The organism is Pseudoalteromonas sp. SANK 73390, from assembly GCF_054966645.1.
Map to the genome: position 1 here is coordinate 53,701 of NZ_ARPN01000178.1, position 24,360 is coordinate 78,060.

Annotated in this window: 18 protein-coding genes and 1 pseudogene; 10 read left to right on the forward strand and 9 right to left on the reverse strand. The window is 38.9% G+C overall.

Going from position 1 to position 24,360, the window contains the following annotated elements:
* The first annotated feature begins 69 nt into the window (after positions 1 to 69).
* From SANK73390_RS19705 to SANK73390_RS19720, 4 genes and pseudogenes are all read left to right on the forward strand, one after another.
* A complete protein-coding gene (locus SANK73390_RS19705; RefSeq protein WP_462768051.1) occupies positions 70 to 765 on the forward strand; it encodes a response regulator transcription factor in 696 nt (231 codons plus the stop codon).
* A gap of 16 nt (positions 766 to 781) precedes the next feature.
* Positions 782 to 2,032: a sensor histidine kinase gene (locus tag SANK73390_RS19710; protein WP_462768052.1), complete on the forward strand. Its 1,251-nt coding sequence runs from the start codon at positions 782 to 784 to the stop codon at positions 2,030 to 2,032.
* A 110-nt stretch (positions 2,033 to 2,142) separates the two neighbouring features.
* The gene (locus SANK73390_RS19715) at positions 2,143 to 3,930 is read left to right on the forward strand and encodes an ABC transporter transmembrane domain-containing protein (RefSeq protein ID WP_462768053.1); all 1,788 of its coding nucleotides are present in this window, start codon (positions 2,143 to 2,145) and stop codon (positions 3,928 to 3,930) included.
* Positions 3,931 to 4,095: 165 nt separating this feature from the next.
* Positions 4,096 to 4,269 (forward strand): annotated as a pseudogene (locus SANK73390_RS19720) (ISAs1-like element ISPsesp1 family transposase); the annotation flags it as partial.
* A gap of 365 nt (positions 4,270 to 4,634) precedes the next feature.
* Here SANK73390_RS19720 and SANK73390_RS19725 read toward each other — a convergent pair.
* The 5 genes from SANK73390_RS19725 to SANK73390_RS19745 form a co-directional block, all read right to left on the reverse strand.
* Positions 4,635 to 7,694, reverse strand: a complete 3,060-nt coding sequence (locus SANK73390_RS19725) for a PAS domain S-box protein (RefSeq protein ID WP_462768054.1) — start codon at positions 7,692 to 7,694, stop codon at positions 4,635 to 4,637.
* 45 nt (positions 7,695 to 7,739) lie between these two features.
* Complete coding sequence (locus tag SANK73390_RS19730) at positions 7,740 to 10,424, reverse strand: hybrid sensor histidine kinase/response regulator (RefSeq protein ID WP_462768055.1); 2,685 nt, start codon at positions 10,422 to 10,424, stop codon at positions 7,740 to 7,742.
* 68 nt (positions 10,425 to 10,492) lie between these two features.
* Positions 10,493 to 11,545, reverse strand: coding sequence for an HD-GYP domain-containing protein (locus SANK73390_RS19735; RefSeq protein ID WP_462768056.1), 1,053 nt, complete (start codon positions 11,543 to 11,545; stop codon positions 10,493 to 10,495).
* Positions 11,546 to 11,610: 65 nt separating this feature from the next.
* Positions 11,611 to 12,723: a response regulator gene (locus SANK73390_RS19740; RefSeq protein WP_261593601.1), complete on the reverse strand. Its 1,113-nt coding sequence runs from the start codon at positions 12,721 to 12,723 to the stop codon at positions 11,611 to 11,613.
* Between the two features lie 543 nt (positions 12,724 to 13,266).
* Positions 13,267 to 14,430 carry a porin gene (locus SANK73390_RS19745; RefSeq protein WP_462768057.1) on the reverse strand — a complete coding sequence of 388 codons (1,164 nt, stop codon included), beginning with the start codon at positions 14,428 to 14,430 and terminating at the stop codon, positions 13,267 to 13,269.
* Positions 14,431 to 14,514: 84 nt separating this feature from the next.
* Between SANK73390_RS19745 and SANK73390_RS19750 the strand changes: the two genes are divergently transcribed.
* Positions 14,515 to 16,398, forward strand: coding sequence for a methyl-accepting chemotaxis protein (locus tag SANK73390_RS19750; protein WP_462768058.1), 1,884 nt, complete (start codon positions 14,515 to 14,517; stop codon positions 16,396 to 16,398).
* A gap of 113 nt (positions 16,399 to 16,511) precedes the next feature.
* Complete coding sequence (locus SANK73390_RS19755) at positions 16,512 to 17,309, forward strand: substrate-binding periplasmic protein (protein ID WP_462768059.1); 798 nt, start codon at positions 16,512 to 16,514, stop codon at positions 17,307 to 17,309.
* 148 nt (positions 17,310 to 17,457) lie between these two features.
* Here SANK73390_RS19755 and SANK73390_RS19760 read toward each other — a convergent pair whose 3' ends face one another.
* The 3 genes from SANK73390_RS19760 to SANK73390_RS19770 form a co-directional block, all read right to left on the reverse strand.
* Complete coding sequence (locus SANK73390_RS19760) at positions 17,458 to 17,997, reverse strand: isochorismatase family protein (protein WP_462768060.1); 540 nt, start codon at positions 17,995 to 17,997, stop codon at positions 17,458 to 17,460.
* A gap of 57 nt (positions 17,998 to 18,054) precedes the next feature.
* Positions 18,055 to 18,552: a winged helix-turn-helix domain-containing protein gene (locus tag SANK73390_RS19765; protein WP_462768061.1), complete on the reverse strand. Its 498-nt coding sequence runs from the start codon at positions 18,550 to 18,552 to the stop codon at positions 18,055 to 18,057.
* A gap of 180 nt (positions 18,553 to 18,732) precedes the next feature.
* Positions 18,733 to 19,008 (reverse strand): Rdx family protein, encoded by a 276-nt coding sequence (locus tag SANK73390_RS19770; protein WP_462768062.1) that lies wholly within the window; start codon positions 19,006 to 19,008, stop codon positions 18,733 to 18,735.
* A 164-nt stretch (positions 19,009 to 19,172) separates the two neighbouring features.
* On the opposite strand from SANK73390_RS19770, the gene SANK73390_RS19775 reads away from it, so the two are divergent.
* Together SANK73390_RS19775 and SANK73390_RS19780 are read left to right on the forward strand one after the other, a co-directional pair.
* Positions 19,173 to 19,685 carry a DUF2141 domain-containing protein gene (locus SANK73390_RS19775; RefSeq protein WP_462768063.1) on the forward strand — a complete coding sequence of 171 codons (513 nt, stop codon included), beginning with the start codon at positions 19,173 to 19,175 and terminating at the stop codon, positions 19,683 to 19,685.
* Between the two features lie 339 nt (positions 19,686 to 20,024).
* Positions 20,025 to 20,198, forward strand: a complete 174-nt coding sequence (locus tag SANK73390_RS19780) for a hypothetical protein (RefSeq protein WP_261593610.1) — start codon at positions 20,025 to 20,027, stop codon at positions 20,196 to 20,198.
* Positions 20,199 to 20,308: 110 nt separating this feature from the next.
* Here the strand turns inward: SANK73390_RS19780 and SANK73390_RS19785 are convergent, their stop codons facing one another.
* Positions 20,309 to 20,944, reverse strand: coding sequence for an arylesterase (locus SANK73390_RS19785; RefSeq protein ID WP_462768064.1), 636 nt, complete (start codon positions 20,942 to 20,944; stop codon positions 20,309 to 20,311).
* Here SANK73390_RS19785 and SANK73390_RS19790 point away from each other — a divergent pair.
* Positions 20,943 to 21,656 (forward strand): ABC transporter ATP-binding protein, encoded by a 714-nt coding sequence (locus tag SANK73390_RS19790; protein ID WP_462768065.1) that lies wholly within the window; start codon positions 20,943 to 20,945, stop codon positions 21,654 to 21,656. The two genes, SANK73390_RS19785 and SANK73390_RS19790, sit on opposite strands and share 2 nt — an antisense overlap.
* On the forward strand, positions 21,646 to 24,156 hold the full coding sequence (locus tag SANK73390_RS19795) for an ABC transporter permease (protein WP_462768066.1): 2,511 nt from the start codon (positions 21,646 to 21,648) through the stop codon (positions 24,154 to 24,156). The genes SANK73390_RS19790 and SANK73390_RS19795 overlap by 11 nt, the downstream gene beginning before the upstream one ends.
* The last annotated feature ends 204 nt before the right edge of the window (positions 24,157 to 24,360 follow it).

Consider the following 24,360-nt stretch of genomic DNA (forward strand, 5'->3'; position numbering starts at 1 on the left):
ATTTCACGTTGCTTTCACAAGTGCAGCTATATTATTTTTTGATTTAGCATATACAGGGTAGAAGTAACGATGCCTGCAAATTCTATAAAAGTATTGCTGGTTGAAGATCAACAAGATATCAGCCGTAATATTGCAGATTATTTTGAATCAAAGCACGCTGTGGTCGATTTTGCGTACAACGGAGAGCAAGGGTTGTCGTTAGCGCTTGAACATTATTATGATTGCATTGTACTTGATTTAATGTTGCCAAAAATTGATGGGCTACAGGTTTGTGAAAAAATAAGGCAACATGCTGATAGGCATGTTCCGATTATTATGCTGACTGCACGAGATACTTTGGCAGATAAATTACAAGGGTTTGAGCAAGGTGCTGATGACTATTTAACTAAACCATTTGCGCTGGAGGAGCTATGGGTGCGCTGTATGGCTCTGACACAGCGTCATATGCTCAATACAACGCATATGCTTACCATTGGAGATATTACTTTTAACAAACAAACACATCTTGTTGAGCGTTTAGGAAAAAAAATTAGTTTGCAGCCCATTCCACTGAAAATCCTACGTGTGCTGATGGAAGCACATCCAAGAGCTTTAAGCCGTAGCGAGTTATGTGACAAAATTTGGGCTGATGAGCCCACTGATTCGGATGCATTACGTTCACACATTTACCAATTGCGTAAGGCCATCGATAAGCCATTCCCTAAGGCGGTTATCAAAACGCTTCACGGAGTGGGCTTTGCTTTAGACATTTCAGTTTCTGAGTAAATTAAGTAGGTTAGTGATGAAAACAGCTCAATTACGTAACCGTATCGTTATCTATTTTGTAGGGAGCACGTTACTTACCAGTGCTCTATTTGGTCTAAGTAGCTTTTTGTTTGCATATAACATTGAGGACCAGTTTTTTTACGACTTACTTAAAGATGAAGCTAAGGTTGTGCAAACACAGCTCTCTCAAGGGCAGGTTGCCCAGCCAAAGCTTGATTTTATTCGTTACTTTCAAACCCAAGCGCAGCTACCTAGCGTGGTCTTGAGTTTGTTGCTTGAAGAGCCAAATCGCAGAGAGTTTGCAGGTGAAAATGATCAACACTTTCATCTTTTAAAGTTAAAACAGCAGCAGGGATATCTACTGGCAGAAGTGAGTGATCATTTAGTGGTTCGAAAGATCACTGAGGGGATGGTGTACTTTTTGCTTTTTGTTTGTGCTTTTGCCTGTTTAATCGCCATTATTATGGGCTTTGCTTCATATAAAATAGCGAAGCGCTTGCTCAAGCCCTTAGATAATTTAATGGTTATACTCAACAATGCGCCTGTTGATAAACTGCCTCAAGGGTTTGCAACTGAGTTCAAAAACGATGAAATAGGCACGTTTGCAAAAACGCTAGAATCAGCCCTAGATAGAATTCGGGCTTTCATTAGTCGAGAGCAGGTCTTTACCCGAGATGTCTCTCATGAATTAAGAACGCCAGTGACGATAAGTCAAGGCGCTTTAACATTATTAAAGCAAACCAGTTTAGATCAACAGCAAATATCTTTGGTTCAACGTATTGATTCAGCTCAACAACAAATAGAGCAAAGCCTCACGGTTTTGCTTGCGCTGGCACGTGAAGATCAGCTAGGGCAAGGAAATAGTCGGCTACTGGCTGCGATTGAGCAAAGCATAATACAGCAATACGAGCACCTCGATGGTAAAGACATTGAACTAACAGTTGATGTTGGTAGCCTCGTAGAAGTACCGGTAGAGAAAACAAGTTTGTTAATTTTATTAAATAATTTACTTGGCAATGCATTTAAATATACAACGCAAGGGCGTATTGCCATTTCCTTTGCAAATAATACGCTACTTATTGAAGATACAGGGCAAGGCATTAAGAATGACGAACAGTTATTGGTTTTTAAAGCAGGTGTTAAAGGCAAAAACAGTCAAGGTTTGGGATTAGGTTTGAATATCGTCAAACGCTTGTGTGAAAAGCTTACCTTGCAATACACCTTAACGAGCGATAGCTCTGGCACTCAAGTAGCGATTACTTTTTAGCTTTATATCACCTAGATGGAACCGTTTAACATGCTTTTATACCATAGTAACGGTATTTTATTGTTTTAAAAACGCTGGGGGAAAAGACTTCAGCAAAGGAAAAATAGTTAATGAGTAACTTAACCACAGCAAAAAAAGTGGCGAATACAAAAGAGCCGATAAAAAGTATCTTACCTATTATTTCATTTATTAAACCTTATAAACTAATAGCATTATTAGCTTTACTCGCATTGGTTGTGACCGCTGCAGTTACTTTGTCTCTTGGCCAAGGTGTACGATTTGTGGTCGACAGTGGCTTTGTAGCAAATTCATCAGCGCAATTACAAAGCGCCGTACTGAGCATGATAGTACTGATACTGTTATTAGCCACTGGTACGTTTTTTCGTTTTTATTTAATGAGTTGGTTAGGAGAGCGAGTTGTTGCGGATTTACGTAAAGCGGTATTTGAAAAAATAGTATTTTTACACCCGAGCTACTTTGAAGATAACCGTAGTGGCGAAATAACCTCCCGACTAACCACCGATACCAGCTTACTGCAGTCTATTATAGGTTCGTCATTTTCAATGGCATTGCGCAGTACACTGATGCTGATCGGTGGTGTGATAATGCTATTTATCACTAACTTTAAACTGGCGCTCATTGTTATTGCGTTTGTTCCTTTGGTATTGCTGCCTATGTTTGCTTTTGGTAAAAAAGTAAGAAAGCTCGCCAGCAGCAGTCAAGATGCTATCGCTGATATAGGCACTTATGCCGGTGAAATAATCCAAAACATTAAAGTGGTGCAAAGTTATACACAAGAAAAGTCTGAGTATCAGGCATTTTCAAACGAAGTTGAATCTGCATTTGGTATTGCTAAATTAACAATTAGGCACCGATCATTTTTAATCGCTATTGCCATCTTCTTTATTTTTAGTGCCATTACAGTGATGTTTTGGGTTGGGGGAAATGATGTCATCTTGGCCAAAATAACGGCGGGGGAGTTAGCTGCCTTTGCTTTTTATGCGGTTATGGTGGCCATGTCGGTTGCGACCATCGCTGAAGTTTACTCTGAACTACAGCGTGCAGCAGGTGCAGCCCAAAGGTTATTACATTTGCTCGAAGTAGACAGTAATTTACCCAGTGCATTACAACCAGAAAAATTGGCTTTGAATGCCGATATGACCATTGATATTAAACAGCTATCGTTTAGTTATCCTTCAAGGCCAACACAGTTAGCATTGGATAAAATTGAGTTAACGATAAATCACGGTGAGGTGTTAGCCATTGTGGGTCCATCTGGAGCTGGGAAAAGTACATTGTTTGAAATGTTACAGCGTTTTTATGATCCGCAGCTGGGAATGATAAGCATTAATGGCTTTAATGTTCGTGATATATCTTTATCTGATTTGAGGGCACTGATGGGATCAGTACCTCAAAACCCTGTACTCTTTAGTGCGGATGTAATGCATAACATCCGCTATGGAAAACCTTCAGCGAGTGATGAGGAAGTTATTAGAGCCGCAAAAAAAGCGCATGCTCATGAGTTTATTGAGGCATTACCACAAGGGTACAGTAGTTTTTTAGGAGAGCAAGGCGTTAGACTTTCAGGTGGTCAAAAGCAGCGTATTGCTATTGCGCGTGCTATTTTAAAAGACCCTAAAATCTTATTGCTGGATGAAGCAACAAGCGCACTAGACTCCCAGAGTGAGTATCATGTTCAGGCTGCTTTGGTGGAATTAATGAAGCAGCGCACAACCTTGATAATCGCGCATCGTTTATCTACTGTAAAGCACGCTGATAGTATTGTTGTGATGGATAAAGGACGAATTGTTAACCGTGGTAAGCATCACGTTTTAATCGACTCTGACCCGCTATACAAGCGTTTATGCCAGCTGCAATTTGAGAGTTCACATGAATAAATATGAACTTTATTTGGCAGTCTTCTTCGTACCAGAAATACAAAGTGGTCGTTGCCACATTTAGACGCATTAATATAGCCGCGCAGAACTTAAGATATCAGCTTTCAATTGATGGATTACCACAATTCGCAAAGGTTATATAATCATAATGGTATGACTATAGGTAAGGAAGACAACTGTCAAATCCATGAGCCATTAAGTGCTCAGCATATGGCGCTATTTAGGCGAGTTGTTCGCAATATGGTTAAGCAGCACACAAAAAGCAAAGGCTCAATTCGCAGCAAGCTTGTTGCTGCTAATTTTGACGATAACATTAGAACAGAGCTCTTGTTTGGTTAACAGAAATTAACAAAGTGTGCTCGCGCTCTGATTTGTTTGTAATGTACCAAAAAATCATGAATAGTCACTTCAAAAATTGAGCAATAAACTGTAAGCAAGTTTCAACAACACTACATTAAACGAACCTAAAAGTATTATTTTATGCTTATTAAATTGGAAATTCCTGCCTAGTTATTAAATGATTTATCTATCGTAATATCTGATCATTTATTTAATGCAATTGGTATAAAAACACCTAGGTATGGAATGAAATATCACTATTTTCATATAAGTAATGTAAGTTATAGCCTTTTCTATTTAACAAGCCTTATCCAAATCTGATGCAGTTACACAAGAAACGTAATATAACCCGTCATAACTGAATCCTAATGTAGTAAGGTTTCAAACGTTGCTTTCAATTCATCAAGCTCAATGGGTTTGGTAATATAGCTTGTGAAACCAAGGTCTTTTGCCTTGTCTTGATCTGTAGACATCGCGTTTGCTGAGATACCTACAATAGCAATGTTTTTGGTATCATCATGGTTTTTGAGGGCTTGAAATACTTCATAGCCTGAAATATCGGGTAAATTTATATCCAATAAAATTAAGCTGGGTTTGAGCGATTTAGCGGCTTCTATACCGCTGTAGCCGTTGACTGCTTCATGGTACACAATATTGTCAAAGCGATTAACAAGTCGCTTCATCAATTTTCTATTTGTCGCATTGTCTTCGATATAGAGTACGCTATTAATCTTACTCTGGGAGAGCGTTTCTTCTCTTATTAGTGGTAAGTCAAAAGTAGCAGTGGTGCCTTCACCTTCTGTACTTTGAATACGCATGAAGCCGCCCATAGCCTCGGTAAACTCTTTTGCGATTGTTAATCCAATACCAACTCCTTCTTCACCAGTGTACTGATCGCCCCCACGCTCAAATGGTTCAAATATATGCTTAAGTCTTCGAGCTGATATGCCAATACCTGTATCGATAATGTGGGTACTTACATCATTATGATTTCTCACTAACGTGATTGAGATGCTACTGCGGTCATTACTATATCGAATGGCATTATCAATAAGACTGGTAATAATTTGCTTTAACTTTGCATAGTCTGCCTTGACGTAAAATTGAATATCATTATCAAATGACACTGAGATGTTTTTATTATTTGCAGCGGGTAATAGTTGCTCAATAGATTCTTGCAAACTTTCGTTGAGTGACACTTCTTCCAAACTCAGTGATAAATTACCCGTTTGAATTGATGCGATTTGCAAAATTTCATTGACCATAAGAGCTAGATCTTTGCCAGCCGTTGAGATTTCTTTAAGGCTATCAGTTTGACTTAGGGTTAAGTTTTCCTCCTCTAAAAGTTGTGTAAAACCAATGATTGCATTAAGTGGCGTTCTAAGTTCATGGCTCATTCGAGATAAAAATTTAGACTTAGCATGGCTTGCTGATTGTGCTTGTTTAGTGGCAGCTTCAAGATCACTGGTTCTTTGTTTAACTTGTTCTTCTAAGTCTTGGCGGTATTGATTCAATGCTGCTTCATATTTTTTTTGTTCGGTAATATCACGCACAATACCAGTGAACATTTTCTTGTCACCGACAAACATTTCACTCACGGCGAGTGACATAGAAAAAACGGAGCCGTCTTTTTTTCTTCCTAATACTTCACGGCCGGACCCAATTATTTTTTTTATGCCACTGGTCATGTAATTAGCTAGGTACTGGTCATGCTCCTGTTGATAAGGCGCAGGCATAAGCATTTTAATGTTTTTACCAATCACTTCAGGTTCTTGGTAGCCAAATATTTTTTCTGCGGCAGGATTAAAACTATCTACTAGGCCTTTATCATCGATTGTAATAATACCGTCGATAACGGTTTCAATAATTGCTTTGATTCTTGACACTTGGTCGTCAAGTAGTGCTTTTTGCTGGGCGATACCCGATATATCTCTGACTATGCCGGTAAACATTCGCTCGCCATTTACATCCATCTCGCTGACGGCCAGTGACATAGAAAAAATGGACCCATCTTTTCGTTTGCCTAACACATCGCGCCCAGAACCAATTACCTTTTTTTCGCCGCCAGTGATGTAGTTAACTAGATACTGATCATGTTCTTGCTGATATGGCGCAGGCATTAACATTTTTATGTTGTTACCAATGACTTCATGTTCTTTGTAACCAAATATTCTTTCTGCCGCCGGGTTAAGGCTATCGACTAGCCCTTTGTCATTAATGGTAATAATACCGTCAATAACTGTTTCAATAATGGCTTTTATTCGAGCAACTTGGTCACTTAAAAGTGATTTTTGCTGCGCAATATCTGAAATATCTTTGACAATCCCTGTAAACATTCTTTGGCCGTCAACGCTCATCTCACTGACGGATAACTCCATCGGGAATAGTTCACCATTGGCTCTTTGACCAAGTACCTCCCTTCCAGAGCCAATTATTTTTGCTTTATTTGTTTTTAAGTAATTCGCAACATAATGGTCGTGTTCTTCTTGATAAGGAGAGGGCATGAGCATCTTTACATTTTTTCCTATCACTTCACTTGATTGATAGCCGAAGATGATTTGTGCCGCTGGGTTAAAGGTTTCTACAATGCCATTTTTATCTATCGTAATAATGCCATCTACAACCGTATTGATAATGGCTGATATACGGGAATATTGAGAGTGAAGTTGAGAAGATAGGATTTCTTTTTGCGATAGTTCAGTTTCTAGTTGTAGTTTATCAGCCTTACTTTGTGCTTCTATGGAGGAAAGGTTTTGTACAATTTTGGAAAATTCATCTCCTGTTTTATTGTCGAACTTTTGAGCGCTTGGAAAATCTAAAAGTGCTTTGTTTAGCGGGCGAACTTTTAACTTTATATAACTGGTGATGAGTACTATTAAGAGTATTCCAGATCCGATAAAAAGCAGTAAAAAGTCGAACTGTAATGCAGTTAAACGCTGCGGTAAATTATATTTTACATAGTAGAGGTAGCACAAGCTTTGAGCCGAGGCATCTGTACTGCACACTTTTATTGCGCCATGAAGCACAGTTCTATCACTAAAAATGGCCAGTTCAGACTCTTTTAAGCCTTCAAAACGACTCGCATAAGGGCTAATTTCTGCTAGTCGCTTACTCATATCTACATTGTTTGTGGTAGCCAGTACCTTGGTGCTTTTTGTTGAGATTAAATACTCATACGTCGTATTTGTGCGCTTTATGCCCGAGGGAGCTGACCATGCAAGAAATAAAGCTTTTGGTTTTTGGTGTTTTGATGAAGCCTCAAATCGTTGTAGCGTATTTTCTAATTGCTGTAGTTGGTTTGCTGAGAGTGTATTAAGTGAGTTTTCAGTAAAATGTTGCTGCGCGAAAAAATACAAGGTAACCATGCACATGGTTACAAGTAGCGTAACCATATATGGATAGGGGACTGATTCAGATATTTTCATTATTGCTTATATACCTCATGAATGCTGCTGCACTTATTTTTGCCGCTAATAATCTGGCTTAACTTGCTCTTTTAGCAACATTATTGTGAAGGTACTGCCTACATTAAGTTCACTCTCTACGAGTAGCTCTCCACTCATCAACTCAACTAACTTTTTGGTCAGTGTGAGTCCGATACCAGTACCTTCTGTTTCTGAGTCTTCAGCACCAAGGCGGTTGAAGGGTTCATAAATTTTTTCTAAATCTTGTTCAGTCATACCCACACCTGTATCTGCAACTGAGATAGAGCAACCATAATCATTACTTGAGACTGTAATACATACTTCTCCATTACTACGATTGTATTTTACGGCGTTGGAGAGCAAATTGATAAGTACTTGCTTTAGTCGCAAAGGATCGCATAAAGCGAAGACTTTTGACGTTTGCTCAACATGCAAAGTAAGTGTTTTTTCAGAGCATTGAGCTGCAATTAATTTAGTACATTCTGCAACGATTTGGGTGACGTCTGTGGTTTTGTTTGTAATGTTAAACTTACCTGCCTCTACTTTTGATAAATCTAAAATTTCGTTTATTAAATGTAGTAAGTGCCTGCTGGCTTTTAGGATTTCATCAACATCTTCTAAGTCACTCTGAGCTATACTGTCTGAGGCTTCAAGCAATTGGCCAAACCCTAAAATGGCATTAAGAGGTGTGCGTAGTTCGTGACTCATATTAGATAGAAACTCTGATTTAGCTCTATTGGCTCTATCAGCTTCTTCTTTAGCTTGAACAAGCATTGCTTCGTTTCTGAGTCGGAGCATTTCTAAGCAAACACGATCCGCAAATAGGCTTAATAACGACACTATGTAATCAGAGTTAAACAGCTTTTTATCGCTCATTAAGCCAATATGGCCTAACCTTTCACCATGAGCTGATATGAGTGGTACAGCAATATAAGCTTCAATATTATTACTTTTTAGAAATGTGTCTTTTGGAAACTGGTTATGTACATTCTCTTTGTAAAAGCAGATTTCATTATTTTTTACTTGTTCACACGGTGTGCCGTTGAGTTCATATTCAAATTCATTTAGTAATTCACCATCATGAAATAATGAAATTGTTTTCATTATGCCGGGGTTATTTGTTGGTACTGAGATAAAGCTAGTGGTAGCACCTGTTGCTAAAGTGAGCCCTTGTGTTGTTTGTTCAAAAAATTCCGTGCCAATGGTTGTGGATGTGCTAATTACCATGGCTTGGAGCGCTTGTTGCAGCATTTTATTGGCAGTTATATCGGTTCTAATAGAGATGTATTGATAAGGCTTACCCTCTTTGTCTACCATAGGGGTGATGGTAGAATTTACCCAATATAGGCCACCTTCTTTTTGTTTATTACAAATATCCCCTCGCCAAGTTTTGCCACTTTTTATTGTGCTCCAAATTTCTCTGTAAAAAGCTTCATCATGCACATTAGATTTAATAAGACGGTGGTTTTTTCCTATTAATTCTTCTTTTGTATAACCACTGATCTGACAGAAATAGTCATTTACATATATGATATCTCCTTTTTTATCGGTAATACTTACGATGGCGTGTGAATTAATGGCTTGGTGTTCTTTGTCTCTCTCATAGACTTCTTTTTGTAGGTTTTCTTTTAAGGTTGCTTTTAAGCGGTACCGTCTGGCTCTAACTAAAATTGAGGCGCAAAAATGTTCATTTTCAACCGGTTTTAATAAAAAGTCGTCAGCGCCAGTTTTTAGAGCATATAACTGAGACGTATAATCGGTGTCAGCTGAGATAAAAACAATAGGTACGTCAACATATTGGGGTTGTTCCCGAAGTAAAATTGCCAGCTCCGGACCCATGATATCAGGCATATGATAGTCAAGAATAATAACGTCAGGCTGCATTTTTTCTAAATGTTTGAGTACCTCCATAGGGTTTAGAAACTCATAGGTCTCAAAGTCTTGTGACTTTAGTAGATCAGCGTACAAGCGTAAAAAAATTTTATTATCATCAACAATCAGTGCACGATATGGAGACTGTTTTTTCATATCTGATACAGAGTTAACGATTGAAGTAATGTAAGTCTCATGGTTAGGTATGCGGATGTATCGATCAACGCCTGTTCTGAGTACTTTGAGCCTAAATTGTATATCTATGGCTTGGCACATTAATAGCAATAAAGCATTGGCAGGAAGTACGCTTTTTATTTCTGTTATTTTTCTAAGTAGTTCAGGCTCATTTACAGCATCATTCCACTTTAAAATAATTATAAGGGGAGATGATGAATGTTCGTGAGCATGAAGGTAGGCGCTTAATTCATTCGTATTACTAATTAATACGGCATCGTAATCACATTTATTGATTATTGAGACTAGTTTTGTTCCGTCTTCATGACAACTGTCAATGATCAGTGCTTTGTTATACAACTGTGTTGTATTTTTTTTTATCACTTCAACATGCATATTATTAACGAACATATTATTTTGAGCTAGGATGCGGCAAATTTCTTCAATTCTTTCTATGAGCAGATAAGTAAGGGAAGCATTAGGTCGCTCAAGGTATGTGTCTAAACTAGATAATAAATCCTGTAAAGCGGACTCAGGGAATATACCAACACCTCTTTGAGCCTTACTAAGTTCCTTGCTTAATTCGAGCACTTCTTTTATGGATGTTGGTTGTATTTCATTTATACCTTTGAGCTGTGTGCTTAAAGTTTTCAGCTTGTGGAGTAAGCTTTGTTCGGTATACATTTTACTTACACTCCTGATTATTCTTGGACTAAATAAAATTAATGACAACTATGCTGCTGACAATAAGCCTAGTCTTGAAAGCGGTTTTTAATATGTAAAACATGTTGCACGTTACTCAAAAATATTTCTGCGATAGTTGGGTCAAAATGCTGTCCACTTTGCTCTTTTATGTAATTTAAAGCCGCTTCGGTACTCCAAGCTTGTTTATAGGGCCTAGTAGAGGTTAAGGCGTCATATACGTCTGCAATTGCAGCAATTCTGCCTTCTATAGGGATCTCTTCTTGTTGGAGTCCATACGGGTAGCCTGTACCATTGTATTTTTCATGATGTGTTAAGGCGATACTTCTTGCCATAATCATCAAATCTGAGTTGTCACCACCTAACAACTCTCCTCCAATTTGAGCATGTGTTTTCATTATTTCCCACTGTTGTGGGTCTAATGGGCCTGCTTTTAATAAGATGGAGTCAGGGATACCAATCTTACCGATATCATGCATAGGGCTTGCATGGAGTAATAGTTTACACCTGTAATCTGACCAGCCAAGTTGTTGTGCCAGCAGCATGCAAATATGACTCATACGTAGAATATGGTTACCTGTTTCTTCATCTTTATATTCAGCGGCCATACCGAGCCTTTGTACAACACTCAACCGCGTGCTATGCAGTTCCTTTGTCCTATGGTTGACCATTTGCTCAAGTACTTGTGCTTGATCGTTGAGCATTTTGTGGGCTAGATGCGCATCTAATAAGTTTTGTACTCGCATGAGAAGTTCATTTTTTTCAAATGGTTTTGAAACGTAATCTCGCGCACCTTTTCTTAAAGCTGTTAATGTACTTTCAATGCTTTGTTGTGCAGAGATAATGACTATTGGAGGCATTAATTTTAAGTTGAGTGCAAATAATGCATCCATGACTTCAAAGCCGTCTAAATCAGGCATATTGATATCAAGCAAAATGAGATCAGGTTGTAAATCTAAAAAGGTATTTACAGCTTCGCGAGAGTCAGACAGTAAATGCACATTTTGATAACCCCTAGCGCTGAGCAACCGGTGCAATAACTTTAAGTTTGTTGGGTTATCATCAATAGCAAGGATAACTGAATTGTGTCGTATCTCTTCCACTGTTAGTGACCTAGTTTATGAATATAAAATAACTTTGTTGGTTGTAGATTGCTTTATATTGGCTGTTATTCAACGGCTTTTAGGCGGTCAGTGATATTTCTAAGTTTGTCTTCTAGCACAAAAGATAATCCCAATGTTTCTTCAACAACTTCTTTTGTTTCATCTACTAAGCACATCAACTCTGATTCTTGCTCTTCATCTAAGCCTAAGGTAATAATTTTAAGTTGTACCGCTTGGGATAAGTCATTAACGAGTTGCTTTATCTGTGCATCTTGGTTGAAGCAGAGCGTTTTGATCGTACCAAAATCATCGGTTAGCTGGCTTTTAAGGTTATTGAGTGCTTTTTGTCGTATATTGCTTTTTTCAACTTGTTCTTCAATAAAGTCGACTCGACTGTCAATAATTGTAAGTAAAATGGCAAAGTTATCGCGAAGACGGCCAATAACATCTTCATCATTTGCATGGATACCCTTAACGAGCATTGAGCAATTTGGAGAGTTAAATAATAAGTTCGAACCAAAGGGCACAATACGTTTAGCATTTCGTCCTAATTCGAGAATTTCTTTTTCCAAATCGGTGATAGTTTGCTTGGGGAATTGCTCATGTTGGCCCGCGACTCGAAACTCAATACAACAAGTTACGCCTGCATTTGCGTAGTAGTGCTTTATGTTTTCAAACAGTATGTTAAGGTCAGACACCTCAAGGTTGTCGGTAAAAAAGGTAACCAGTTCACCCAACTCACTTGCTTGTTGCATGGAAGTAAAAGCCGTGGAAGAGGCCATTTCAAACATTTCTTTTAAGTCATTGCGCTCAGATATACGCAGCTCAACTCGCTTGAGCTTTTCACGTAACTCTTTGAAGTCTACTGGTTTGGCAATGTAGTCATCTCCACCACTGCCGTAAGCGGTTAATTTGTCTTCGCTTGATGTTAATGCCGAGATAAAGATAATTTCACATTCGTTGTATGCACCGTGTGCTTTGATTTCTTTGACTAAGTCGTAACCTGTATAGTTAGTGCCTAGCATAATATCCATTAGAACGACTTGAGGCTGATGTGTTTCCATTAGCTCAAGTATGGGATCACTGCCATTGGAAGAAGTAATGTCGTATTGCTTAGAGAGTGCCTTTTCAAGAACCATTCTGTTTTGAGGGTTATCGTCAACGGACAGTATATTCACAAGCTTTCCTAATTTTGATTATTTCCATATGGCTGTAAGTAAAGGTAGCCAATGATGGAGTCACTCGCAAATAAACTCATTCGTTTTTACGCCGTCGGTTTATTTGTTGGCTAATTACTTAACTTGCTTATTCTTTTGATGATTTAGCATTAAAAAATTGAGTGAGTAGGGGGGAACTTTTCTGTGTGCTTTTTCTGAAGTCATTCGGGTATTCTCCCTAGGCAGAGCCTGCATCCATAGTTAGTCTATGTAAGCCATATGATAACGTAGAAAAATACCCAAAGGGTTCAACTTAAGGCTTCCACTACTTTGTCATTTCGCGTAATGGAAGCCTTTGATTTGAACAAAATCCATACTTTAAAGTTCAACAGCCTCTGATAAAATATTTATGTTTCGTAAGTTGGCAAAGAATCAGCTACTTTCCTCTCATTACAGCAAAACAAATGAGCAGTCTCAGCCACAGATCACATTTAAAATACAGATCTAAATGGAACCTAAATAATTCAGCATTCTTAGATGCAGTAACTTGGTAATTAAACCGACCTATTGATATTGCCACTGATGCTTAAAGTCATAACGAAAGCCAACGGATATTGATTGCATATCATGTTGGTTATCGAACGATTTATTTAAATACTCTAGGTGCACTCTCAATGGCGGAGTTGGTAGCCATTCAAGTGTGATGTTGTAGCCATCAAAGCTTTGATTATTGGCATCATTGCTATGGTAACCGTCGCTAAAATCAAAAATACCCGTTTTAAGTTTGTAATGTTTGGCTAGTCGATAAGCGAGTGACAAGTCAAATGTATGTCCTTGTCTAGATAAGGTATTGTTAATTCGGTCATAGTCTTTATCTTGATAAGACACCGCACCATAGAACTTATCTGTAAATTCATAGGCGAAAGAGCTGGCCCAAATACGGTTTTCCCCCAGTTGGATATCACTGTCATAAACGTCATTGTGTTGATAAGTGATTGCAGCATGAAAGCCATGCGCATCATAACTTAGCCCGGTATTAAATAAATCAGTTTGATTATCGCCATTATTGCCATCAAATTGCCCCACGGCAACAAAAGTAAATGGGCCTTTATCTAGGCGGTAACTGAGCAAGTTATCAACAAAGAAAATGCTTTCAGGATCATAGGCAAAAGGGCTGGCTGAATGGTTAAAAATATCCACGTATTCGGCAATAAATAGGTATTGTGCTGGCCTTTGTTTACCAATGCCAAAGCGACCGTAGGGTGTTGAAATAGCGGTATAAGCACGCCTAGATTTGCCAAAGTTGCCTTCGTTAGCTAAATCTATCCCCCACTCGCCGTGGAGTTCAGCAGCCCATCCATCAGCAAATTCATGTGTCACCTTAAAACCGCTATGAGACAGTGCGTCTCTTATGTCCCAATTGCTTTGTGTTTGTTCATCAATTAAGCCAAAGGTTGGCCTGATGGTGGCATAAACATCTATCGTTGTTTCTGTGATAGGTTTGGTTTGGGTTGATTGCTGGGGTTTTATTGTCGTATTTTGGGGTGTTTTATGAACAGTTTTGGGTTGTTTGTTTTGTTCTAGTAGTCGTGCTTTTAGTTTTTCTAGCTGAGCTTCTAATGCTTCAATATCTGCCATGGTAACAGCAGGTGCTGCACTTACCGTTTGGCTGGTGAATAAAACTGCAAGAGCTGCTAGAGCAAATATATATTGATTAATAATTCGCATCGCTTTCACTTTAGATAGTTGCCATTCACCGAATTATAGACAACACTTTTGAAATCAGGCTAATTTTTGTTTAGGTGTCAAAAAATGCAGATCCGCACCAAGTTCTCCGTTACTTCTGCTGTCGTTATTTTACTTATAATTTCAATTACTACATGGTCAACGTATTGGTTTGTGAGTAACTCAGTCAAAGCTAAGACACACGCTCACGTCAGTGACAGTACGCAACTGCTAGCCATTAGTATTGATAATTGGTTAGCGATAAAAGCAAGCCAAATTAATGTGATAAAAAGCCAGCTGGCGCAAAATTTTAGTGTTGAGCAGTTTCAAGAAAAGCTAAACACACCGTTTTTAAAGGAAGAGTTTTTACTTGCTTTTGGCACCTTAGAAAATGAATCACAGTTGCGTTCAAATAACCCAAATAGGCAAAACCCTCCTGGTGTTGACTTTCGTCAGCGAGGCTGGTATCAGCTTGGTAAAAAACAAGAAAACACTGTTTTTACAAGTCCTTATATAGACGCAGCAACTGGGGAGTTGTTACTGTCAGTAGTATCCTCCATCACAGCTAATGGTCAATTAAAAGGCGTTGTTGGTGGAGATATAAGCCTTGATGTTATCGCCAAAAGCGTTAATGCTGTGAATTTTGACAATACTGGATATGCCTTTCTTGTTGACAGTAATGGCAAAATTATAACTCACCAGAATCCAAAATTTAATGGTCAAGGCATTGAGCAAATCTATCCTGAACTGTCGATTTCAAAACAGGATATATTGACCGAAGTAGCAACTAAAGATGGTATAAAGTTATTTTATTTACATGCTTTGGATAATGATTTTGGGACAAACTGGTATCTAGCTGTGTTAATAGATAAATCGCTAGCTTACGAAACATTATTCGATATTACGATAAATTCATTGATCATTGCAGTGATAGCAGTGTTATTTGGCGTTATCTGTGTGCGTACCTTAGCACTACACTTACTTAAACCATTAAAAGATTTAGAGCAGGCAATTACAGGCATGGCAAGCGGTGGTGGAGATTTAACACGTCGTCTTAAAATTGTTAATGAGGATGAGTGTGGTGTGGTTGCGCGCCAATTTAACCTTTTCTTAGCATCTCTTCAGCAGTTAGTTTCTAGTGTAAAAGAACGTGCTGATCAGGTAGTCAGTAGTAGTGATTCTGCCAAATCACTTTCTACTGATTCAATGAAAAAACTCGATGAGCAAGTTAGCTTAATTGAGAGCTTAGCCACTGCAATGCACCAAATGAGTACCACGTCTACTGAAATTGCAGGCAATGCTCAGCAAGCAGCCAGTTCTATAACGCATGTAAATGATAAAACGGCCGAAGGGCAAAGTGTATTTTTGCAAGCCAAAGAGCAGATAACTGCACTTGCGCAGGATATTGAGCAGTCGCATACGCTCAGTACACAGTTGGCTGAATATAGTCAAAGTATTGAGAATATTTTATCCGTTATCAACGGAATTGCAGAACAAACAAATTTATTGGCTCTAAATGCTGCAATTGAAGCAGCACGTGCAGGTGAGCAAGGTCGGGGGTTTGCAGTTGTGGCTGACGAAGTTCGCTCTTTAGCATCAAAAACACAAGAATCTACAACTGAAATTAAAGCCATGATTGACCAAATTCAAGTGTCTTCTGGCCAAGTGCAACAGTCAATGGGGAGTAGCCGTGATAAAACACAGTTATGTGTGGAGCAAACAGAACAAGCAACGGATATGCTAGACGAAATAACAGAAGCGGTGAAAGAGCTAATGGATAGGAATATTCAAATTGCTACTGCGATAGAGCAGCAAAGTGTGGTTATTGAGGAAATTAATAAAAACACTAACTATATTAATGATATTAGTGTTGAAGTGGGCAGTTTTGCTGACAAGCAATACCGTGCTAGCGATAAATTGGCCGAACACGCACACGAACAAGAAACATTACTGTCTAAGTTTACCTTGTAGCATCAGGCGCTGCCTATAACGTAGTTTGTGAGGAGATGATTTAAATGTGTGATGTTATTAGAGTGGTTTCACACTTAGTAGAAATTCATTGTGAAAGCGGGTAAGAGATTATTATGCGAAAAAAAGCGCACTTTTGGTCGCTATTAATGACGCTTTTGATAGCGATGATTATCTGGCCAATTCAAGCTGAACCACAATACAGAGTGACCATTTTGGTTGACGAAAGTTACCCACCTTATACTTATGTAAATAACGGCGAGCTTGCCGGTGTTTATGTAGATTTAGTCCGCCAAGCAATCAAGTTAATTGATGATAAATATATTGTAGAATTACACCCTGTACCTTGGAAGAGAGGATTAGCGGCGCTTGAAAATGGTGATAGCTTTGCATTAATGCCACCTTACAAACATATTAAGCGCAGACCCTTTATTTGGCCATATTCTGTTCCTCTGCTTGAAGAAGTGGTGGTCGCCTTTTGTAATAAAGGTGTTTCTTTGGTTGATATAGAAACTAGAGATACCACGGCTAGTCCTATTAATGTGGGTTTAAATGCGGGGTATATGATCTTAGATGATGGACTAGAACAGGCCAGTAAGCAAGGCAAGATCAAGTTATGGGAAAATAAAGATACTTATTCAAACATAATAAAATTAGCAAAACGGCGTATTGATTGCTATGTGAATGATAGGCTTTCAACGCTGCTTGGGCTTAGAAATGTTAAACGCTTACACCCAGAGTTTGACTTAAATAACCTTTCAGAAGACAGAGTCGTTGTTAGACACACGGCACATATAGGCTATGTTAAAGATTCACTCAGTAAGTTCCCTTATAAACATGATTTCATAAAGAAAATGGATGAAGCTTTGCAAACGGTACTTGCCAGTCAAGCTATGGAGTTAAGTAACGAATGAGCCTTGAGCCGTAAAAGGGGGCACATCTTTATACATCATGCTCCCCTTTACTCAGTAACCTCCACTTAATTGAGAGGATTTATACTCTCTTGCCATGAATGGATACCTGTATATAAAACATGCTGAGTAAGTAGCATGTTGTGTTTCTTTACTTAATTAGTTGTAAAATAGTTTTAAATTCGGGGTGTAGTGAGTCAGCTAGTAGCTCATACAGACACATTTCAATATTGCTTAATTGCGCACCGTTATGCTGTAATTTTTGCAAGGCGAGTGCTTTATGACTGGCACTACGAGATGAAATAGCATCATCTATGAGTACTACATTGAAGTTCAATGCAAGCAAATCAGAGGCAGTTTGGTACACACAAATATGTGCTTCAATGCCACAAATTAGCCAATGGCATTTATTGGTATGTCTTAATCGCTGCATAAACGTGTGATTAGCACACCCACTGAATGTTGTTTTCGCTATGGGCTGCTCAAAAGGCATTAGCTGCGCAAGTTCTTTAACTGTAATACCTAATTTATCAGGCGTCTGTTCCAGCCAAAGAATAGGCAGTTTGAGCGCCTGACAACCTAGAATCAACGTTCTGGTGTTGGCGATAAGCTCTGAACTATTGGCAACCTTGTGAGCCAGCTTTCCTTGTATATCTATAACGATTAGTCCGCAGTTTGATGTATTTAACATACCGCTTCCATTATTTAGGCATTGTGACCTAAATAATGAGCGTTTAGCTTAAATTGATCAAACTAAGAAGTAAACGCCAGCGAGTACACCCAATATTGTAACTGCTGCCACAGGCCAAATTGCTGTCGATCTATTAATTCTTGCTGATGGTGTCGATGGTTCAGCGGGCTCATCGCTTGAATTAGCATGTCTTTCATTGTGTTTGTTTGTTGATAGTTCCTCTTGCTCTGGCGCTTTGTTATTAGCATGATCATCGTCTTTTACCGGAACCAGGGGCAATTGCCATTGATATCCTTTACGAGAAAAGGTTTTAATTGCATCATCACCAAACAGAGCTCTAAGGTGACCAATACTTTGAAAGACAACTTGGTTTGTCACAGTACGACCGGGCCAAACTGTCTCTAATATTTCATCTTTACTGTGAATACGATCGGCACCCATGATGAGAAGTGCGAGTAATTTGGCTGGCTTTTCGTTTAGCGAAAAAACTTTACCCTTATTAGTGAGTACTAAAGCGTCGCAGTCAAATTCAAAATGGCTAAAACTAAATTTCATTTTTATTATTTAATCCAATTGATGGATGTACCTTTTTTACATGTTATATCAGCATATCACCTCTATTGCAAAAGCACGGTGAATTTACAGTTAATTTTTAAGTGCAGCTTTCTAATGTATTGTGAAAGTTTAATTAAATTAACCAAATGCCATTTAATAATCAATCTCTAAATATATATTTTAGCTATCTATATGGCCTAGATTTCTCGTTGGATCTAATTTGTCTCTCACTCTGCGTTTCAAAACTTTGGCATCTGGGAAACCACCATTCAGCACTCGGCACCAAATAAGTTCATCGTTATAGTAAATTTGAAAGATACCTTTTGATGCTGGTGACAGCGCAACTTGTTGTAATTCATCGGAGAATGTTGAAAGTAACTCTTGCGCTAGCCAGCCGCTACGAAGTAGCCATTGGCATAACACACAATAATGTATCGTGATATTAGGTTTGTTCATGTCTGTATAAAATCTCAATATTGGGTAAGTTTTTGTAGGTATTTACTAAGTCTACATATTTTTACAAAAATAGCGTATCGATATGATATTTATCACACATGAATGCTGTTATGTTAAAAACATATAGTAAAGATCAACACGCCCTAAAATAAGGAGGTTAGTTTATGTATAAAATATTGACAATGGTGGCGGCTAGTGTGGTTTTAATGGCGTGCCAATCAACAACCAAGCAAAGCGTGAATACGAAGCGGGGAGAGGCGACGCAACTGGTGATAAACATCAGTAATGTCCATAGTGAAGAAGGGCAATTACTTGTGATGATCCATGACAATAGTGCAGACTTCCATGCAGGTTTAAATATTAACGACCCGAAAGCGCATTACTTTACCAAAAAAGTAGTCAGTCCAACTAAGCCAAATACTTTAGTGGTATTCAATAATCTACCAGCAGGAAAATATGCCATAAATGTTATTCATGACAAAGACAGTGATGGTCAGCTAGATAGGATGATCTTTCCATTTTTAGGTATGCCGAGTGAGCCTTACGCGTTATCAAACAATATTTATGATCACTTTAGTAAAGGGGATTTTGATGACGCGCTAGTTGAACTAAAAGCGCCAAGTCATCAAGTAGATTTAAGCTTGAGTACACACCTGTCTAAAGTAATAGGATTATAAACAACACGGGAAAGTTGGAGCAGTTAGTTGGGTTTTACGTAAAATGTTGAAAATATTACTTGTGTGTAAGTTTTATTTAATGGTATATTTATCAACTTGGTTTTGCTCTTGTGAATTTACAGAGCGACTTGTAATGTCCTTTCTTACCCTGATCCAGTAAGCCAGCATTAAAAAAATCGAAAGCTGAATTATTGTACGGCGACCAAATAGCCAGCACATCCTCGCTGGTAGAACTTGTCTTAAAAAAGACCGTGACCGTTGGGAATATCGTCAAAACTGTAGTGAAGCTTATATATAAATTTGCCAGTCAAATGCTGGCATTAAGTTTGTGAGTTTTCTATGTCATATGAATATAATGGATCTGTGATCCAAATAGCGCAGCCTGTGCTGTCAATCTCAGTCAATAAAAGTAGTGTTACTTTTGCAGATAAAGCGGGTTTGAAAAATACGCGTTTTTCAACATCAAGCGATGCTAGAAGTTTTATAAAGTGGCTGACTCAGGCACATGCCTAATACCATTTTTATTAAAATTAGTAACATGTAAATAAAGACCAGCTCCGTCACAATTTTGGTGGCAGAGCTGGAATTACCAGCCCAACTCCTTTCTCAAAATCCTAACCTACTCATTTATTATGTTTGCTACTACTTAACCAAGTTGCAATCTCTTTTTCCATAAAGTCTCTAATTAACGGTTGAGCTTTGGCATTTGGATGTAGGTTATCGTCTTGCATGAGTGCTGGATTAACAGCAATAGGCAACATAAAGTATGGCATTAAGTAAGCACCTGTTTGTTTGGAGACTTTTTCGTAGCTTTGTGTAAACATTTGCGTGTATCGTGGCCCTAGATTTGGAGGAATGTGGATCTCCATAAGTGCAACATGTGCACCCGCTTGCTGGCTTTTAGTGACTAACTCAGTTAAATGTTTTCTTAATAATTTAACAGGGAAACCTCTTATGCCATCATTGCCACCTAGTTCAATTAACACATGGCTTGGTTTATGGGCTTTTAGCCAAGCGTCAACTTTAAGTAAAGCGTTATCTGTTGTTTGACCACTAATTGCTGTATTAATTAATTCGATCGGTTTTTGCTGTGTATCGTATTTATTTTGTAACAAATTAACCCAAGCTTGTGCTTGTTTAAGGCCATAGCCTGCGCTTAAGCTATCTCCAATAATCATAATTCTATCTTTGGCAAAACTGCTAATTGGATGTAGCGCTAGCGCAAAGAGCACTAAGAACTTTAGGAAAAAACGCGTCATGTCAGTACTTTCTCAGTTAAATATTATTAACGTCACTGGGCTTACTAAATCAGTAAATACCCTAGAGGGCGAGCTCACTATCCTCAGCGATATCAATTTTTCTGTCAAGTCAGGAGAGTCAGTTGCGATTGTTGGGGCTTCAGGCTCTGGAAAATCCACGTTACTTAGCTTACTTGCTGGTCTTGATGTAGCGAGTAAGGGCGATATTTGTTTAGATGGTGAGCAATTGAGTGAACTCAATGAAGAGGCGAGAGCACAACTTAGAGCCAAAAAAGTTGGTTTTGTATTTCAATCTTTTATGCTGGTACAAAGCTTAACTGCGCTTGAAAATGTGATGCTCCCCGCTGAATTGGCAGGAGATAGCAATGCAAAGCAGCAGGCTTTAAGCTTGCTGGAAAAAGTAGGCCTGTCACATCGTTTAGAGCATTATCCATCACAATTGTCAGGTGGAGAGCAACAACGTGTTGCCATAGCACGGGCATTTATTGGTTCACCTAAAATCTTATTTGCCGATGAGCCATCAGCGAATTTAGATAGTAAAAATGGTCATTTAGTTGAAAAGTTACTGTTTGATCTCAATAAACAAAACGGCACAACACTTATATTGGTTACGCACGATGAGCATCTAGCCAAACAATGCGACCGTATTATCCATATTGAAGCTGGGAAGCTTGAAACTATTCGTAATGGAGAGGCTGCCTATGTGGGTTAAATTAGCATTTAAACTCTTTGCCAGAGAGTTTCGCAGAGGTGAGTTGTCTATTATCTTTGCTGCAATAGCACTGGCGGTGTTAACCGTGTTTAGTTTGTCATCCGTGACGCAGCGAATAGGGTTAAACATAGAGCAAAAAACCAGTGACTTTATCGCCGCAGATCGTCGTCTTTCCAGCAATCACCCTATCGAACCACACATTTTAGCTAAAGGTGCTGAGTTTGGGCTTGAAACAGCAAAAATGCTGTATTTTGATTCAATGCTGTTTGCCAATGAAGAGCTTATATTGGGCTCTGTAAAGGCAGTATCACCGGAATATCCTCTAAGAGGAGTGGTTACTTTGAAGGATAAACTTAATGGTACTCCCTACGAAGTAAGAGGTGGGCCTAACAAAGGCAATGTTTGGCTAAGTGAAGGGTTGTTTTATAGTTTAGGGCTTAAAGTTGGCGACCAAGTGGAACTTGGAGCTGGAAACTTCATTGTTTCAAAAGTGCTAGTGAACGAGCCTGATGCACCGTTTTTTTCGTTAGCGGGCAATCGTCGGGTATTATTAAGTTACGATGACATAGCAGCAACACAAGCGGTTCAACCCGGGAGTCGAGTGTTTCACAGGCTACTATTTGCAGGCCAAGAGCAACAATTAAGTGACTACTACGCTTGGTTGAAACCACAACTTAAAGCAAATCAATCATGGCAAGGCATAAAGGATAGGCAATCACCGCTTGGTAACAATTTAGCACGAGCAGAGCGGTTTCTCCTTCTTGCTGGTTTATTCGGAATTATGCTGGCAGCTGTCGCGATGGCGGTATCGGCAAAGCGCTATTGCGAGCGCCAATATGACCCCGTCGCAATGATGAAAACGCTTGGTGGAAGTAGGCAAGTGATCCGCAATATTTATTTATTGCATCTAAGTTTAGTTACTGGCTTTTCAATTTTAGTGGGTTTGTTATTAGGCTTTGTGTTGCAGCATATTGGAGCCGCTTACTTAGCAAAGTTTATGGGCACAGAGCTACCTGTTGCAGGTGTTAGGCCTTGGTTACTATCGGTGTTTATCGGTATTGTTTGCGCACTTATGTTTTCACTAAAGCCATTACTCGATTTGTTTGATATTCCACCGTTACGTGTTTTACGTCGAAGCTTAGGTGATAAGCTCGCTTTGAGTCGCATTCATATAGGTCTATCTTTGTTGACCATATTTTTATTAATGTGGATGTTTAGTGGGCAATTACTCACTACGCTAATTTTGTTTGGCTCTACGTTACTGGTTATTGCCGTATTATTTGGTATATCCCGTCTTGTTTTTAGTGCTGGAAGAAAGCTTGGGCTTAGCCCCGGCTCTAGCTGGTCACTGGCCATTGCTACATTGCAAAAGCGGGCAAATGCTAACGCTGTCCAATTAATTAGCTTTGCCTTAGCAATTAAGCTAATGCTGTTTTTAGTGGTACTTAAAAACGACATGATCTCTGATTGGCAAACACAAGTGCCAGCAGATGCGCCAAATATGTTTTTGATTAATATTGGGCAAAATGAAGTACAGCCATTGGATGACTTTTTTGAGCAAAACAACATAACACACGAAGCATTTTTTCCGGTCTTTAATGCGCGGGTTGATGCTATTAATGGGGAAGAGTTGGCGCGCAGAATTTCTCGCCAAGAAGGTGAAGAAAAAGAGGACAGTGAACGAGAAGGTGTAAATCGAGAGCCAAACTTAACTTGGCTAACTGAATTACCTGAAGGAAATGAAATAACGCAAGGTAAGTGGTTTGGTAGCAATAACCCAAGCGAGCGTATTGAGGTGTCGGTATTTGATGGGTGGCAAGAGAGGTTAGACTTAGAGTTAGGTGATGAGATAAGCTTTTTAGTTAATGAACAGCGTTTTGATGCGGTGGTTACTAGCTTTAGAAGCGTAGATTGGGGCACTTTAAAGCCTAACTTTGTGATGATTCTAAGCCCTAATATGGCAGGTAAAGTGCCCGTTACATATTTCAGTGCAGCAAAACTTGATAATAGTCACACGCAGGCAATTAGTAGTTTGTTGCAACGCTATCCAACAATAAGCATGATTGACATAAAAAGCCGCTTGGAACAAGCGCAATCAATTATAGCTCAGGTGTCGTTGGCAATTGGATTTGTACTGGCAATTGTACTGATCAGCGGCGCGCTTGTACTGGTGTCACAGGTCCAAGCTAGTCTTGCAGAGCGCATGCAAGAGGTGGTGATATTACGCACTTTGGGTGCCCGAGGGCGATTGATAAAATTGGCTACCTTATATGAATTTTTATTATTAGGTGCAATTGCAGGGCTTGTTGCTGCTTTGGTGAGCGATGTTACTTTATTGGTCATTCAGCAGCAGTTGTTTGACGTGGATGGAAAAATGCACCCTTATGTATGGGTGCTTGGCCCGGCCGTAGGTGCGGGCTTTGTTGCGTTGATTGGGTATTTTATGGTGTCTAATACGATGCGGCAAAATACGCAAGGGTTACTGCGCAAACTAGGCTAACGAGTTATATAAGCATATATTAATAAGCCCTCTTTTTAGAGGGCTTATTATATTTTGCTGTACCTAAGGTGTACTCATTCTCAAAATATGATTCAGAATCATCAATTAAAGGCTAACTCTTGGGCATGATTTTTTTCGTGATTACTACGTTAAAAATAAAATTCACTCCTATACTCAAGTCGATATTGATATTAAATTAATTAT